Origin of the sequence: Acinetobacter soli, assembly GCF_000760595.1 — a bacterium.
GTDB classification, from domain to species: Bacteria; Pseudomonadota; Gammaproteobacteria; order Pseudomonadales; family Moraxellaceae; genus Acinetobacter; species Acinetobacter soli.
The window spans coordinates 1-16,198 of the sequence record NZ_BBNM01000011.1 but is presented as its reverse complement, the minus strand read 5'-3'; the positions used below and the strand labels follow the sequence as shown (position 1 = coordinate 16,198).

Sequence of the window (16,198 nt, the reverse complement as noted above, 5' to 3'; positions counted from 1 at the left end):
CAGGACTAAGGATATGGCGGCTCTAAAAAAAGAGGTAAAACTCTTTATAGTTCGCTCACTTGCCGTATTTAATACACCCACTGAAACTGCTGAACTCGTCAACCAAGAATACGGCATAAAAGTTACCAAGCAGCAGTGTGAAAAATACGACCCTACTAAACGGGCTGGTGAGAATCTAAGTGAAGAATTAAAAAATGATTTTGAAAAAACTCGTGAGATGTTTCTGGGTAAGCCCGAGGCAATCCCAATCGCAAATTTAGCTGTACGGTTGCAGCGCTTAGAAAATCAATACCAGAAGCACAGTAAAAATCGGGTAGCCGCTTTAAATATTCTGCGGCAAGCGGCAGAGGATGTAGGCGGGAAGTATACAAACAAAACTGAGCTTACTGGCGCAGGGGGAGATCCACTCAACCCCGAACCAGTCACCCATGTTGTTGCAACGCCTGAGCAGATAAGGCAGGTGTTAAATGAACTCGAAGGTAAGTACTAGCCTGCTTGAAATGCAGTTAGAACGTGAGAAATGTGAGCAAGAACACTTGTTCTTTACACGGCGTTTTTTCATGCCTCGTATGGGCTTTAAATTTTCAGTCAATTGGCATCATGAATACATTGCCTGGGCGATTGACGAGGTGATTGCAGGCCGGATCGATAATCTGGTCATAAACGTTCCACCAGGCAGCGGTAAAACTGAGTTACTGACCAATCTGATTGCGCGTGGCATCGCACGAAACCAGCGTTCAAGATTTCTGTATTTGTCATTTTCTCAATCGCTCGTTGAGGATGTGTCATCCACGGCGCGAAACATCGTGAAATCAGAGGATTTTCAGGGCTTATGGCCTGTGAAGATATCGACCAGTACCGATGCAAAGGCAAGCTGGAAAACCACTGTAGATGGATATGAAGCGGGGCATGTATATAGTGCCTCGATGGGTGGTCAGGTTACAGGCCGCCGTGCAGGCACACTGGCTGATACCGGATTTACCGGTGCGATTATTCTGGACGATCCGCTCAAGCCCGAGGATGCATTTAGTAAAACGGCACGTAACAAGGCAAACCGTAAGATACTGAATACGGTCAACTCCCGTAAGGCCAAGTCATCTACACCGATCATCCTGATCATGCAGCGTTTACACGTTGAAGATCCGACCAACTTTGTGATGACCGGTAATGTACCAGGTAACTGGCATCAGATCTCGATACCGGCACTGATTGATGATGCTTACATCAATACGCTGCCTGAGCATATACGCCGTAAGGTACCGCGTAACGTAGAGCGAGACGAGAAAGGACGTCAAAGCTACTGGCCACTGAAGGAATCACTTCAATCTTTACTACAGTTAGAGAAGGGTGGTCAGGACAAAGACGGCGCTACAGTATCACGTTATACATTTAGCAGTCAGTACCAGCAGGCACCGAAAAAGCTAGGTGGGGATCTGGTCAAGGCTGAGTGGTTCGGACGATACATTAAACTACCGGTACTCAAATGGCGTGCAATCTGGGTCGATACTGCGCAAAAGACCAAAGAGCATAATGATTACTCTGTGTTCTTATGTGGTGGACTAGGATATGACGGCAAGCTTTACATTATCGATGTGAAGCGTGGTAAGTGGGAAGCGCCGGAACTGATCAAACAAGCCAAGTTATTCATCAACAGGCACAAGGAAAGCAATACCGAAATCGGCAAGCTGCGCTATATGGCTATTGAGGATAAGTTCTCAGGTACCACGCTCATCCAGACCATTTCTAGACAAACTACATTACCGATCCGTGCAATCCAGCGAAGCACTGACAAGCTTACGCGGACCATGGATGTAGTGTTTTATGTTGAAGACCAGATGGTCATGCTACCAGCGGAAGCACCGTGGCTACTGAACTACATTGAAGAGATTGAAGGACTCACCGCAGACATGACACATGATCATGACGACCAGTGGGACCCAACAATTGACGCAATCAATGACACTGTGGCCAAAAAGCCGACTGTATTTGATTAGGAAAAATTATGGCTGAAACTCAAAAGCCCGATGCAATCGGCGATGCGGGGGCATATACCAATTTTGTGTCAAATATTGGCACATCGAGAGATAAAGCAGCCCATGGGCACTTTGTTCGCCGTGACATACCAGATGATCAGCTTGAAGCCGTATATCAGCACTGGCTGGCAAAACGTATTGTGAACCGCCCAGCAAGCGACATGCTGCGTGCTGGCTGGTTTTATGAAGGCATTCAGGATGGTGATTTAAAGAAGCTTCAAGAGGCGTGCAAGAAATTCCGTCTTAATGACATCTTGCTGTCTGGTTTGATTCTATCGCGTCTATACGGTGAAGCTTACGTTTTGCTGGGTACCACTGACGGTAATGATCTGAACCAGCCTTTGGATATCACTAAACTTGGAACTGGGCGGCTTGAATTCTTCACTGTGCTCAAAAAGAAATACCTGAGAGCAGATAAAAATACTTATCTATCTTTGTCTGAATCGAATGGATTGCTCAAGCAGCCTGAGTTTTACGATCTACAGTTAAATGACGGCAAAGCAGCGAAGAAGATTCACTACACACGCCTCATAGCATTTCGCTATGCCGATGTAGTGAATGAAGAACCGCAAAGCATTTTGCAGGAAGTTTATGAAGATCTACTTGATCATGCCGCAGTAAAAAAAGGCACTGCTAGTCTGGTTCATGAATCCAAGATTGATGTGATCAGAACGCCAAATCTGGTCGATAAAATCAAAGAAGATGTGAAGGCAGTTGTTGAGCGTTTTCTAAGCGTGGGTTTACTCAAAGGCCTAAACGGCATGCTGGTACTCGACAAGGATGAAGAATATGACTCGAAGACGTATAACTTTGCCGGACTACCTGACTTGATGAGTGAGTTTTCTATACAGACGGCGGGCGCTGCTGAAATTCCTTACACGATTTTGTTTGGTCAATCGCCAGCCGGTATGAATGCCACAGGTGAGCACGATACACGTAACTATTACGACAGTATTGCCACCAAGCAAGAATGGCACCTTAAACCTATTTTAATGAAGTTTCTCGCCGTGATCTGTCAGGTTACGTTTGGTCGCCAGTTTTCTGATCTAAACGTGGTCTTTAACCCACTCTGGCAACTCAGTGGCAAGATACGGGCCGAGGTTGAGAAATTTAATGCTGAGCGTGATGAGAAGTATCTCAATATGGGTATTTTGACTGAGCCTCAGATTGCCAAGCAGCTTGTGATTGATGGGGTTTACTCGGTGATTGATGACCAGCATATCAAGGAACTGGAAATTATGGTGAATATCGATGACAACAATAATCCAGATGTTAAAACCCCACCTGCAGGAAGCGAATAAGCGTAAGCGGGGACGTAAGGCAACCAAGCCGAGATCTGTAAAAGTAAATCGCCGTCTTGAGTTGTACTACACGCGCCAGCTTCTGGTTATTTCAAAATACTGTCAGGATCAGACCAAGAAAATCGTACTACCCACTGTTGGCCAGAATATCGGAGATAGCTGGATTACCGATATCTTTGCCAAACTTCGTGAGAAGCTGGTGAAGTACACCACACAGGTTTCACGACCGCTAGCAACTAAAGTGGTGCAAGATTCACAAAAGGAAGTGGATGCCCAGATTGCAGAGCATACCAAATCGATCATTGGTGTGGATCTTACGCCGTTTTATCGGGCTTCTGACATTCAGGATATTGTAGACACCAACATTGCGGCAAACGTTGCCCTGATCAAATCTATTCCAAATCAGTATGTGGACAAGCTTGAAGCACTGGTTATGAATGCCTTTCAAACAGGGCAGACTAATGAAGATCTAGCCAAGGCGATTGCTCAACTAGGGCAAAGCACAGATTCACGCGCTCGGCTGATTGCTGCTGATCAGATGGGGAAGATAAATGGCCAGATCAATAAAGCGCGTCAGCTTTCCATGGGTGTTGAGACGTATGTCTGGCAAACTGCCAAAGATGAACGGGTGCGGAAGGATCATCAGCATAAACAGGGTAAAACTTTTCGTTGGGATGATCCGCCAACTGGTGGTCATCCAGGTGAACCCATTCGATGTCGATGCACGGCGTTGCCAAATTATGAAGATATTTTGGTTGAATAATTTTTCTTATTTAATATTATTGAATTAATGAAACAATTATGAATCAAAAAATGTGTGAAGCTGAAAATAAGCCAGATAACTTTTCTGAATTAAAAGCTGTTTATAAATTAGCAATTGAAACTAGGAATTTTGAAATCCATCAATTAATTAATAGAAATAATTTTTTTATGTTATTTCAGGGTGTGCTTTTAGCTGCCGTATTTAGTAATCAAGCTAGTAAACCATTTGTTGAATTTGTTATTTGTTTGACAGGAATTTTCATTTCTTGGCATCAGGTTGGTGTAGCAGCTGGAGCTAAATATTGGCAAGAATGGTGGGAGTTGAAGACTAGTGAAATTGAAGAACAATTAAAGAATGCTATGGGGGTTGATCATTTTATTTCTCTTTTCGATCTTGACAATGAAATAAATCATAAGGAGCAGAGTAATAAAGTAATAGCTAAGATAAATAAAAGTTCAGGATTGATCGATTCTATCATCAATATGCTCATATTAAGAAAATACTCTGTAAGTCGCGTGCCAATCAGAAGTGGGCTAATCCTTATGCTCACATGGACTGTTTTGTTTCTAAGCACCATCCATTGGAGTTCATTAGGTTCAACTGTAAGTAGCATTAAAATACTAGATGGACATTATTTTACTCCTCAAAAATGAAGTATCTCTATATAGATATTAACCGCCTTTAAGGCGGTTTTTTTATGAGCCCAATTTATGAAAATTATCTATCACATCAAGATTGGTGACTTTGCACCCAGCGAGTCATCCCGCTCATTTACACAAGAAGGCTATCTAAAGTGTGTAAATGTACGTCTGGCCAAAGCGCCTCAGGTACGCCAGTACTATGCCTATGAGTTTCCTTCACTCGAAGGATATACGCCAGATCAGGTCATTAACGTTTACACACCAGCGGATGAGCTATTTAAACCCGAAAGCATTAACAGCTTTCAGGATGTGGATCTAACCGACTATCACCCACCAAAAAACGAGATTAACGCCTCTAACTGGAAGGAGTATCACATTGGATATTGTGAGAATGTTCGCCAGGAAGGTGAGTATCTAGTCGGTGATCTGCTCATTAAAGACAAGACCAGTATTGATCTGATCCAGAGCAATGAGCGTGTCGAAATGTCGCTGGGGTATGCGGCCAATCTGGTGCTTGAACCTGGTGTCGCAGAAGACGGCACGCCGTATCAGGCCAAATTTATTAATTTTTATGGCAATCATGTCGCGCTGTTGAAATACGGTCGCTGCGGTGGTGATTGCCGCATCGGTGACCAAAAACCAACTCCACAAGAGGAAAACACAATGGAAGTCATTGTAAACGGGATTCGTTTTGATATTGGCGATAACAAGCCACTTGCGGATGCCTTGAAGCTACAACAACAGCAGCTTGAAAACCTGAAAGCCGCAAAGCTAAAAGTAGGTGACAAACAGTTTGCCATCGGTGACGAATTACCAGCGGTTCAGGCAGTAGTAGACACCTTGCAGACGGAAAATGCACAGCTTAAGCAGAAAGTCGGCGATCTGGAAAAGAACCAGATGACCCCTGAAAAAATGGAGCAGGCCGCAGCGGAACGCGCAACAGTGATTGCCGATGCCAAAGCCTTGGTACCAACAGTTAAAACGGATGGTTGCAGTTGTGAGCAGATCAAACGTGATGTGATTGCAGCCAAAGCCGGTGATGCACTGGTGGGTGCGGTTCTGGGCAGCATCAGTGTGGGTGATGCCAAGCCTGAGCAGATTGATACCGTATTCCGTGCGTTATCAGCCGTAAAAGGCAAGATTGCCAGTAATCCCGTAGGCGACGAGCTGGACCATCAGCAGCGCCAAAATATTGGCGATCAGGGCGGTCAAGGTGGTCAGGGAAATAACAATCAACAGCAGCAGGCTTATAGCAAAGCCGATGCATACAAAACCATTTAAGGCGGTGAATCATGTCAGTCAAACAATATGACACATTGCCAGGCGTTCGAGCCCGGCTAGTTAGTCCTGAGGACATTCTTTCCATCCCGGTCTCTGGTGCAACACTGGTCAATGACGGTGATGTCGTGGTGATCAATACCGATGGTAAAACGGTTTCAGCAGTTGCAGGAGCAAGCAACACCCGATTTGGCATTATCGTGCGTCACGGGGTGGGTAAATCGGGTAAAACATCTGCGGGCAATGAAGCATACCAAGCCACGGATGTCGCGCCGGTCATGACTATTGGTGCAATCTGGGTAAAAACAACAGTACCAGTTACCAATATCAATGCCAAGGTCTATGTAAAAACAGCCAATGGCACCACCAACGCGCCGTTAGGTTCACTTTCATCCAGTGCAACCGATGGTACCGAGTTACCCAATGCATCTTGGGAATCAATTTCTAATGAACAGGGCCATGCCATTGTTCGCTTACGTGGGGCATAACACGCTATGAGTAAACTTGCACAAATGAAGCTACGCTTAACCCCCGTAGCTCAGGTGATTCAGGCCACAATCGGGGATGCATTCAACCTCGATTCACTGGCAAAGCTCTTCGTTAAAATCGAAGAAACCAACAACATGACACCTCAGCTTGAGCAGGTCATGGACTATGCCAAATATATTCCGGTCACCAATGTGAACGGTGTATTTGGTGGCGGTGAAGTACTGTCACGTAAATGGGGCGTTGGCATTGGTAAAGATTATTCGGGCACAGGTGGTGATCTACCGCTCGCTGAAGTTGAATACGATACGGTTTCGTTGCCAATTAAAGTGGGTGTCATCTCGTACCAGTATTCGATTATGGAAGTTGCAGCAGCCCAGCAAATGGGAATTCAGCTCGAAGGTGACAAGGTGCAGGCAGCACGACTGGCTGCTGAAAAGCACCTAAGCCAGATTGCATGGTATGGCAACAGCTTGACGGGAGTGAAAGGCTTTCTGAACCAGACCGGTGTCACGGTGGTCACAGCACAGCACGACTGGGCCACGGCAACCATTGAACAGATCCTGTCTGACTTTAATGCCAGTTTGTCCGATTCAGAAGATCTATTTGACGGCGATATCTCGGTACAGCCTGATACGTATCTGATGGCTTCGAATCAGTACTCAAGCTTATCGAATCGAGTGGTACCAGATTCAGGCGGTAAAACTTTCCTGAAATTTATTGAAGAAAACAATATCTTTGCTACACAGTCAAAGCCGCTCACCATTCGCGGTTTAGGCCGTTCCAATGGCAAGGGCACTGCAGGTGCAGACCGCTCGATTATTTACCGCCGTGATCCTTCATGTATCCAGATGAAGTGTGACGATGTGTCTTTCCTTGCGGCACAACCAGATGGGCTGGATGTAAAAGTACCTGGTCACTATAAATATCAGGGTGTTTGGTTGAAGCGTGTCGATTCGCTTCGCTATCTGGATCATGTATAAGGCTTGAATCATCATGAAATATTCTTATCTCTATAGCGGCTCTAATGCCGCTTTTGTTTTTTCTGGCCTTGCCACTTTTTCCAACGGTGTTGCGGCACTGGTGGATGAAGATGTGCACAAGCAACTTCAAAAGAACAAGTTTGCCAAGCATTTGCTTGAAACCGGTGAGCTTGAAGTCGAGGAGATCGCCGATGATGAGCCTAAAGCAGCGCCTAAATCTGGCCGTGGTGGTAAAGGGGGCAAACAAAACAATGCTGCAACGGATGCAGCCAAAGCAGCCGGTGAAACAGCTCTGGCCGCCGTAAAGTCTGAATTGACTGGTTTAGGTATTACCTTTAGCGAGGACGAAAGCCTGGAGCAGTTACAGGCAAAACTATCTCAAGCAAAAGAATAGGTGATGTATGGACCCGCAAGCATTTAAACAGAAATTTAAATACGACACAGCACTGCTAAATTTGCCAGATGCAGAGATTGCAGATGCACTCGAAGAAGCAGATCTGGTGGTGAGTTCGGTTGAATTTGGTGAGCTGAAAGAGCGTGCTGCGGGTCTTTATGCAGCACATATCCTAAAAGTTGCACTCAAAACCAAGTCAGGTAACGGCTTTTCAGATGCTTCAAGTATGTCGATTGCAGGTCAGAGCGTGAGTTATTCGCGCTCTAACACTGAAACATTTTATAACCAGAGCATTTATGGCCAGCGCTATCTGGCGCTAAAAAATTCAATTCCCACTGCAGATGGTACCAACCCTAATTCATTGAGTGTTGGTGCATTTGTGGTTTAGGAGAGACATATGCTTTTTAAATATCAGGCACCGGCTGGCTACAAAGCCACCTCGATTGAAATCGGTGGACAGACATTCGAGTTATCGAACGGTTTAATCACGACTGATACAGACATCATTCACATGCTTAAGCCACTGGGTTTCGAGCGTTTCATCGAGCAGCCAGAAACAAAGAAGCCCACGACCAAAGCAATAGCCGAATAGGTGAGCCATGAGCGATACCCGAGTTGATGTAAACGTCAATTTTAACGATATGAATGATCGTATCCGGTTTGAAATCAGACGCACGATTAATGCCTTGACGTTAAAGTTACAGTGCACTGTTCAGGAAGATATGCTGACCGGTCAGCGGCTCAACGTTCAATCAGGTCGGTTACGTGGCTCAATCTCATCCAGAGTTGAAGAGGGTAAGGACTGGATCGAGGGCACTGTGGGCGCTGGCGGTGCCTTGGTTCCGTATGCATTTGTACATGAGTTTGGATTAACAGGTTCCGTGGGGATCAAGGCTCATCTGAGAATGATCAAGCAGGCCTTTGGCAAATCAATTACACCGACACAGGTCAATGTGAAGGCTCATTCACGTAAGGTCAATCTAAGAGAACGGCGCTACATGCGTGATTCGCTGGATCTGATTGCCAAAATTCTTCCAAGAAATATCGATGCAGCAATTGAGCGAGGTCTGAATGGACAGTGAAGCAATATATGCCGCTTTGTTTGAGCGGCTTAAGTCCAAGATGGATGGTGTGGTTACGATCAGCCGCCGTTTACGGCATTTTAACAACGTACCAGTGGAACAACGTCCAGCGCTCTTTATTACTCAGGGCAATCAGCAGGAAATGGCTGTACATGGACTGAATGCAAAGGTTGAACTGGCTGCTGAGATTTATCTTTACATCAGTGAATCTGATAGCGCCGTACCGCCTTCGACTCAGCTTAATCTGTACATTGATAAGCTCAGACAGGCAATTAAGCCTGAGTTTCCTGAAATGTCCGAATACCAGACGCTTGGTGGTCTGGTTGAGCATTGCTGGATCGATGGAACGATTGAAGTTTATGAGGCGGTTGAAAACATGCTTGATGATCAAGGCATTGCCATTATCCCGATCCGGATATTAACCACCCAATAGTTTCTCAACTACTTTATGACCGCCTGAATGGCGGTTTTTCATTTTTAAGAGGTCGTTATGGCTCAATATTTATTTGGTGCAGGCAAAGTATTTGCTACGCCAATTCAGGATGTCTATGGGCAGCCGATCAGTAATGCCACCCCGGTTGAAGTAGGTGTGATGCAGTCTGTATCGGTTGATATCAGTTACGATTTAAAAGAACTGTTTGGCCGTGGTCAGTTTGCGGTTGATGCTGCACGCGGTAAAGGCTCTATTAAGTGCAAAGCCACCTTTGGCCGTATCAATGGTGCGTTACTTAACTCGATCTTCTTTGGTGGGATTATTGCCGAAGGTGGTCTTGATGTGGTTACGCAAACGATTAATGGTGAAGTCATTTCTTCTGGTGGATCTGTAACGCCAACTGTTCCTAACAGCGGTACTTTCAAAAAAGATCTGGGCGTCACCGATGGCAAGGCAATTCCGCTCAAGCGTGTGGCCAGCGCACCGGTAGCAGGTCAGTACAGCGTCAATGAAACAACAGGCGTATATACGTTTGCCACTGCCGATGCCAACAAGACGGTATTTATCAGCTTTAAGTACTCTACCAGTGTGGCGGGTGCCAAGTCAGGAACGGTAACAAATCTGGATATGGGGTATACGCCAGAGTTTGCTGTCGATCTGATGCGCGACTACAAGGGCAAGTTCTTTGGAATGGAGTTCTTCCGCTGCGTGAGCAACAAGCTGGCGTTCAGTTCAAAACAGGACGACTACGATCTGCCTGAATTTGAATTTCAGCCAATGGCCGATGACCTGAACCGCGTATTTAAATGGACCACTTCGGAGTAACACACATGCAATTTAAACAAGTAGAAAACCCGCGTGGTACGACCATTATTATTGATGGCCAGCCTTTTGTTTTCGCGCCGTTGTCGCTTGGTGCAGTCGAAAAACTCTTACCGGCATTACAGGGCTTTCAGCCAAGTGATGTTGGGACAGTGATTGATGTGGCACATAAGTCTCTTAAGCGTAATTATCCTGACATCACACGCGAAGATGTAGCAGATATGCTTTACATGGACCAGCTTCAAGAAGTCATGGGCGCGGTCATGACTGTATCGGGTCTTGCTGGTAAAGCGGATGCTGGTGAGTCATCGGGGGAATAAACTGGGAGGAGCTGTATGCGCATTTAGTACTTACGCTCGGTAAAGACTATGACTACGTTCTTAACGAGTTGGATTTTCCGAGATTAAATGCTCTGAATGCGTATCAAAAACAGTATCCTCCCGCCGAAGTCGGTATCCAGCGTCTATGTCGGATTCTTGAAGCATTCATGGGGATTGAAGATAACCCGAGTTTTGATGATATTGAATCCAATGATGACAAAATGATGGATGATCTTATGAATTTCCCACAGGGTGGTTAAGGCTGCCCTGATTGATTTATGATTCCAATTGGATTCAGATAAAATTTTTATAAAAAATAAAAATTGTAGTAAATTATGTATTGAGTTTGGCAGTTTGGATAGTTAGTGAAGTTGTTTTGATAACACTATAAAAATCTTTTTTGTTATTAATAAAGATTTAAATCAAGATAATGCAGTATTTTTTCCTAACTAAAAAGCCATATAATTTTTTAAAAGAAAATAAATTTAAAAGGTAGCTTTAAATGGTTGCAACAAAATTTTGCTTTGCGTGTGGTCAGCAAATTGATACTCGCGCTGAAATATGCCCCAAATGTGGTGTAAGACAAACAGATGTTAAAGTTACTGGTAATAAAAGTAAAATTGCTGCTGGTGTTTTAGCTTTGTTTCTAGGTGGATTTGGAGTCCATAAATTTTATCTTGGTAAAGTTGGTCAGGGTATTTTGTATTTATTATTTTTTTGGACATTTATACCAGCTATTATCGCATTCTTTGAGGCAATAATTTATTTTTGTACATCAGATGAAAACTTTGCTAAAAAGTATGGATAATCCATTAAGTTAATTTGAGTTCAAAAATATTAAAGTTTTGAAGAGTAGTTTTAGCTAGTAAGTCATACCATCAAATAAATAATATCAACCACCTTCGGGTGGTTTTTTTACGCCTGAGGAAAAGAGAATGGCAAATAACAAAATCGAAGTTCATGTCAGTGCTAAGACCTCAGAGCTTAAATCTGGTATGAATGATGCTGAAAAAATTGTAGATAAATCAGTTAAAGGGATCGAAGCTTCTACAAAAAATATGAAGTTTACTTTTGATTTTTCTGGCGTGAAATCTCAGTTTGATAACTTTGCAAATGATATACAACGTAAAGCTCGCAATGTTGGTGACAATTTATCCAAGTCATTAACCAGTAGCTTGTCTCTAGTTAGAGGTGGATTCTTTTTAGGGATTGGTGAGCAGATTGCCCGTGGCGTTGCAGATGGTATTGCAGCATTACCAGATATTGTCACTAAGGTAGGTGAAACGGCAAAGCAAATTGAAAATCAGGCCCGTCTGGCCAATGCAACCACAACCGAATTTCAAGAATGGGCTTTTGCATCAAAAAGTGTAAGTGTAGAACAGGATAAGCTCTCTGACATTATGAAAGACGTGAACGATAAGTTCGGTGATTTCATGCAGACAGGTGGCGGAGAAATGAAAGATTTCTTCGAGAAGATTGCACCAAAAGTCGGTGTGACTGCAAAAGAATTTCAAAGCTTATCTGGTCCTCAGATTCTCGGGAAATACTATGACACACTGAAGAAGGCTAACGTATCGCAAGCTGAAATGACATTTTATATGGAAGCGATTGCCAATGATGCAATGCTGCTAGCCCCGTTGCTTGAAAACAATGGTGAAAAATTAAAAGAATATGCTAAGCAGGCTCATGATCTGGGTGTAATCATGGATCAGGATGCAATTGCTAAAACCAAAGAATTTAATAATTCACTTGAGACCATACAGGCAACCATGCAGGGTGTATTCACTCGTATGGCAGCTCAAGCAGCGCCGTTTCTTACAAAACTAGCAAATGATTTTTTAGATTTTGCAGTTAGATCCAGAGATGGAATCGATGATTCTGTAACTGCAATTATCACGATTTTTGTGAGTTGGGCACAGATTTCGCAGGATCTATTTGCAACAGTAGGCGGGATCTGGAGTGATTTAACTTCTGACATCGGTGATGGCAGTCTTGAGCAGATTGGTTTTATGGATCTGGTATCAGGGGCACTTAAAGGTTTCGGTGCCGCTGCAGTCGGCTTACAGGTTGGAATTAATATTGCATTTGAAGGAATTCGTGCTGTGATATCGACTGTATGCCAGGCTATTGCTGTATCAATCAATGTTGCCTTAAATGCTTTTGGTGGTTTTAGAGATACGATTCAGTATGGTCTTGATGTTTTAAGCATTAAGTTTCAGACATTCGGGAACACTGTTAAAAGTATCTTGAGCTTTGATTTCTCTGGTGCATCAGCCAATTGGAATAATGGTCTTGCAAAAATTGGATCAATCACAGACCAGTACACCACTAAAATGAGAGATCGCGCTTTTGAGGTAAGGCATGCATGGAATGAAGCTGCAACAAAAGCAGGAACATCCTGGAAGACTGCTTGGGAAAATATATCAGGTGCGTCTGAAAAGGGGGGTAAAAAACTTCAGTTGCTTTTTCTCAAAGATCCAAATGCAACAGATGAAAGCCCAAAACCCAGCCCATTACCAACTTTCAATGCAAATCGTGGCATAGGTACGGGTAAAAAGGATGAGAAGGAGAAAAAACCGAAGAAAGGGAAATCTGATGCAGAACGTGAGGCCGAGCGGGAAGCCAAGGCAATCGCTGATATCCGCTACAAGTATGCTACTGAAGAGGAAAAAATCCAGCTAGATCTAAAAAAAGCCTTGGAGGATATCGAGAAGGCCAAAATTCCCGATGCTGAAAAAGCACAGCTAAGAATCAAGGCTGAGAAAGTGGCCAGCGACAAGATCAAGGCTTTGCGTACAGAACAGTTCGAGAAAATTAAAGAGATTCGTGAGCAGGAAATTGCAAACGCAATTGAACAAGCGCAGCGCATCTTTGATATTGAAAAAGCCCGTATTCAGGCACTTTTAGATGCAAATAAAATCTCGAACGCTCAAAAAGTTCAGATGGAGAAGCAACTTGAGGATCAGCTTCGGGCAATCAAGCGCAATGGTCTGGAAGAGCGTTTAAAACTTGAGGAGCAGTACTCATCGATCTCGGGTAAAGGTGGCAATCAGAGCCGTATCACCAATGATATTGCAAATCTGGATACTGATCAGAAGGTCGCCAATACGCAATCGTTTAATCTCATGTCTGAAGCCCAGATGAAGGATTTCGAGAAAAAGTTTGGTGGCCTTACTGATCGTATTTCAAGCCTATGGGACAAAGGCATTCAATCGATGATGAATGGTACTTTGACTTGGCGAAACGCAAGCAATGCAATCATGACTGAGATGGCCGGCTTCTTTATTCAGAAAATGGTAACTGAGCCGCTACGTGAGTACATGATCGGTCTATCCAGAAGAATGGCCATTAAAATGGGTTTCATTCAGACTGAAACGGCTGCCGAGGTTGCTGGCCAAGCTGCACAGACCGGTGCTGTTGTAGCTGGTGAAGGAGCCAAGACTGCTGCGACCAGTGTTGGTGTCTTTGCGCGTATTGGTTTAAAAATCATGGAAACCATCAAATCGATCATGATGTCGGCATGGGAGGCTATGGCCAAAACTATGGCATCCATTCCATTCCCTGTGAATATTGCCTTGGGTGTTGCTGCTTTTGCGGGCGTAGCTGCATTGGTTGGTAAGGTGGCCTCTGCACGTGGCGGTTACGATATTCCAGCTGGTGTGAACCCTATGACGCAATTGCACGAAGAAGAAATGGTATTGCCGAAACAGCATGCCAATACAATTCGTGCGTTGGGTAAATCTATGGCCAATGGTGGTTTTGCTGATCCTGCTGCTGCATCTGGTGGTGATTCGTATCACTTTAATCTTGGATTTTTAGACACCAAAGGCGCTGATCGATGGCTGAAGAGAAACGGTAAAGCTGTAGCAAACAGCTTGAAAGGTTATAGCCGAAATTTTGGTAAATAAGGAGGATTCATGTCAGACGTATTGTTTCCTGAATTGCCGGGTTTGGAGTGGGATCTCACCAAAACCCCAATGTTCAATACCAAGATCATGCAGTCCGTAAACGGCCGCGAGCTACGGGCTAGCTATCAAGCAGTGCCCAAGTATCAAATCAGCATGTCCTTTGCATTCCTTCGTGAAAGCAAAGGACGTAAAGAATTCCAGCAGCTTGAGGGTTTTTTTCTTGAACGCCGTGGCTCATTTGGTTCATTCCTTTTCAAGATGCCTGAGGACAATGAATTTCAGTGCACATTCATTGGCGATGGTGTTCAAACGTCATTCCAGCTTTATAAGCAGATCAATATCACTCAGATCCCTTTGCAACATACGCAAGCGGAACAGAGTAAAGATCCATTGATGTGGGATGAAGTTGCATCAAAACCGATGTGGTCAGATCCTGATGATCAAATGTGGTTACTTCAGTTTGGTATTACTAATAATGGTTTGCTGCAAATGCCTATTCCGTTAGCTGCAGGTGAATCTATCACAATCACCGGCACCTATTATTATCGCTGCCGCTTTGCAGATGATGAACAGCAGTACACCAATTTTATGAGCAAACTCTGGAAAGCGGGAAAAGTTGAGATGGTAGGCTCACTGGGGAATAAAGTATGAGAGCAGCTTCGGAAAAACTGATCGCGTTACTTGATGCTAATCAGTTCGTGATGGCTGATCTATATACGATCACGACGATCCAGAATGATATCTATAGATACACCAATTATGACTTTGATCTCATTGTTGCGGGTGAGCTTTATCATTCTGATGGTCCCATCATTAGTCGGGATGGCATCACATTATCATTGGGTGTGGAAGTGGATAATCTGTCTGTAACCATTGACGTTACTGATGAAGAAACTTTTGAAAGTCTGCGTATTGTTCAGGCTTTTCACAATGGTCAGATGGATGGTGCACGTTTCAAGCTTGAACGTATTTTTATGGATGCATCCACACCTACTGATACCAGTGCAGGAACGATCAAGTTGTTTGAAGGCCGGATTATTGAACCTGAGTTTGATCGCAATACGATACAAGCCAGTGTTGCATCAGATCTGGATGAACTGAACGTGCAGATGCCGCGTAATCTATACCAGCCAAGCTGCAGCAATACACTGTTTGATCACGCCTGTGGTTTGAATCGTGAAAATTATGCGCTTGAAACTACGATTGCTGCTGGCAGTACAGCATCGCGGATTCTATGTGATATCAACCAGCCGCAGGGCTGGTTCACTCAAGGCGTGATCGAATTTTTAGAAGGTGGTAATAAGGGCCTTAAACGAACGATTCGTTTGCATGAGCTTGATGTGCTGCTTCTTACATTGCCATTACTTGAAAATCCTGAGGTGGGGCAGAGAATCAAGGTTTATCCGGGTTGCGACAAGCGTCTGGAAACTTGCCAGAACCGCTTTAATAACTTTTCCCGTTTCCGTGGTGCGCCGTTTATTCCGATTCCGGAAACGTCTGTTTAATAAATTTTAACTTTCTAAGCCTCGCATTCGCGGGGTTTTTTGTTCTTGAGGGTAACCCAATGACTGTACCGAGCGATTACGATTTTATCGGGAACACCATCACCGAATCACAGTTTAAAAATGCATTAACTGTTTTGTTAACCCATATTCGCCAAATGTCGATTGATTTAATTGAGGCCCAAGGCGGCAACTATAGTTATGCAACCATGGCCTTATTTGATGCAGACAAAACCAATGTGCCAGCAAATT

20 protein-coding genes and 1 pseudogene are annotated in these 16,198 nt (G+C 44.1%); all 21 read left to right on the top strand.

Features of this window, described 5'->3' with window-relative positions; translation table 11 throughout:
• The first annotated feature begins 13 nt into the window (after positions 1-13).
• On the top strand, positions 14-490 hold the full coding sequence (locus Aso01_RS12525) for a DUF2280 domain-containing protein (protein WP_004938221.1): 477 nt from the start codon (positions 14-16) through the stop codon (positions 488-490).
• Positions 468-1,994, top strand: coding sequence for a phage terminase large subunit (gene terL, locus Aso01_RS12520; RefSeq protein WP_004938218.1), 1,527 nt, complete (start codon positions 468-470; stop codon positions 1,992-1,994). The genes Aso01_RS12525 and terL overlap by 23 nt, the downstream gene beginning before the upstream one ends.
• A gap of 8 nt (positions 1,995-2,002) precedes the next feature.
• Positions 2,003-3,334 carry a DUF1073 domain-containing protein gene (locus Aso01_RS12515; protein ID WP_004938216.1) on the top strand — a complete coding sequence of 444 codons (1,332 nt, stop codon included), beginning with the start codon at positions 2,003-2,005 and terminating at the stop codon, positions 3,332-3,334.
• Entirely contained in the window at positions 3,285-4,097 is an 813-nt protein-coding gene (locus tag Aso01_RS12510) for a phage head morphogenesis protein (RefSeq protein WP_039909954.1), read from the top strand. Before Aso01_RS12515 ends, Aso01_RS12510 begins: the two co-directional genes overlap by 50 nt.
• 38 nt (positions 4,098-4,135) lie before the next feature.
• Complete coding sequence (locus tag Aso01_RS12505; protein WP_004938211.1) at positions 4,136-4,750, top strand: RipA family octameric membrane protein; 615 nt, start codon at positions 4,136-4,138, stop codon at positions 4,748-4,750.
• 57 nt (positions 4,751-4,807) lie between these two features.
• Entirely contained in the window at positions 4,808-6,019 is a 1,212-nt protein-coding gene (locus Aso01_RS12500; protein WP_004938208.1) for a DUF2213 domain-containing protein, read from the top strand.
• Positions 6,020-6,030: 11 nt separating this feature from the next.
• Positions 6,031-6,504, top strand: a complete 474-nt coding sequence (locus tag Aso01_RS12495; protein ID WP_004938205.1) for a structural cement protein Gp24 — start codon at positions 6,031-6,033, stop codon at positions 6,502-6,504.
• A gap of 6 nt (positions 6,505-6,510) precedes the next feature.
• Positions 6,511-7,485, top strand: coding sequence for a DUF2184 domain-containing protein (locus Aso01_RS12490; protein ID WP_004927709.1), 975 nt, complete (start codon positions 6,511-6,513; stop codon positions 7,483-7,485).
• Positions 7,486-7,498: 13 nt separating this feature from the next.
• Positions 7,499-7,879, top strand: coding sequence for a hypothetical protein (locus tag Aso01_RS12485; RefSeq protein ID WP_004938203.1), 381 nt, complete (start codon positions 7,499-7,501; stop codon positions 7,877-7,879).
• 7 nt (positions 7,880-7,886) lie between these two features.
• A complete protein-coding gene (locus Aso01_RS12480) occupies positions 7,887-8,267 on the top strand; it encodes a DUF4054 domain-containing protein (RefSeq protein ID WP_004938201.1) in 381 nt (126 codons plus the stop codon).
• A 9-nt stretch (positions 8,268-8,276) separates the two neighbouring features.
• Positions 8,277-8,471, top strand: a complete 195-nt coding sequence (locus tag Aso01_RS12475) for a hypothetical protein (protein ID WP_004938198.1) — start codon at positions 8,277-8,279, stop codon at positions 8,469-8,471.
• A 7-nt stretch (positions 8,472-8,478) separates the two neighbouring features.
• Entirely contained in the window at positions 8,479-8,961 is a 483-nt protein-coding gene (locus Aso01_RS12470; protein WP_004938196.1) for a phage virion morphogenesis protein, read from the top strand.
• A complete protein-coding gene (locus tag Aso01_RS12465) occupies positions 8,951-9,394 on the top strand; it encodes a hypothetical protein (protein WP_004938194.1) in 444 nt (147 codons plus the stop codon). The genes Aso01_RS12470 and Aso01_RS12465 overlap by 11 nt, the downstream gene beginning before the upstream one ends.
• Before the next feature lie 57 nt (positions 9,395-9,451).
• The gene (locus Aso01_RS12460; RefSeq protein WP_004938191.1) at positions 9,452-10,219 is read left to right on the top strand and encodes a hypothetical protein; all 768 of its coding nucleotides are present in this window, start codon (positions 9,452-9,454) and stop codon (positions 10,217-10,219) included.
• 5 nt (positions 10,220-10,224) lie between these two features.
• Entirely contained in the window at positions 10,225-10,536 is a 312-nt protein-coding gene (locus tag Aso01_RS12455) for a hypothetical protein (protein ID WP_004938189.1), read from the top strand.
• 68 nt (positions 10,537-10,604) lie between these two features.
• Complete coding sequence (locus Aso01_RS12450; RefSeq protein WP_306386472.1) at positions 10,605-10,796, top strand: hypothetical protein; 192 nt, start codon at positions 10,605-10,607, stop codon at positions 10,794-10,796.
• Between the two features lie 242 nt (positions 10,797-11,038).
• Positions 11,039-11,344, top strand: a complete 306-nt coding sequence (locus Aso01_RS16085; RefSeq protein WP_004938186.1) for an NINE protein — start codon at positions 11,039-11,041, stop codon at positions 11,342-11,344.
• Positions 11,345-11,471: 127 nt separating this feature from the next.
• Positions 11,472-14,444, top strand: a complete 2,973-nt coding sequence (locus Aso01_RS12440; protein WP_004938184.1) for a hypothetical protein — start codon at positions 11,472-11,474, stop codon at positions 14,442-14,444.
• Positions 14,445-14,453: 9 nt separating this feature from the next.
• Positions 14,454-15,095, top strand: coding sequence for a DUF2460 domain-containing protein (locus Aso01_RS12435; protein WP_004938180.1), 642 nt, complete (start codon positions 14,454-14,456; stop codon positions 15,093-15,095).
• Positions 15,092-15,949, top strand: a complete 858-nt coding sequence (locus Aso01_RS12430; protein WP_004938175.1) for a phage/gene transfer agent baseplate hub protein — start codon at positions 15,092-15,094, stop codon at positions 15,947-15,949. The genes Aso01_RS12435 and Aso01_RS12430 overlap by 4 nt, the downstream gene beginning before the upstream one ends.
• Before the next feature lie 59 nt (positions 15,950-16,008).
• A pseudogene (locus Aso01_RS12425) lies at positions 16,009-16,198 on the top strand (CotH kinase family protein); the annotation flags it as partial.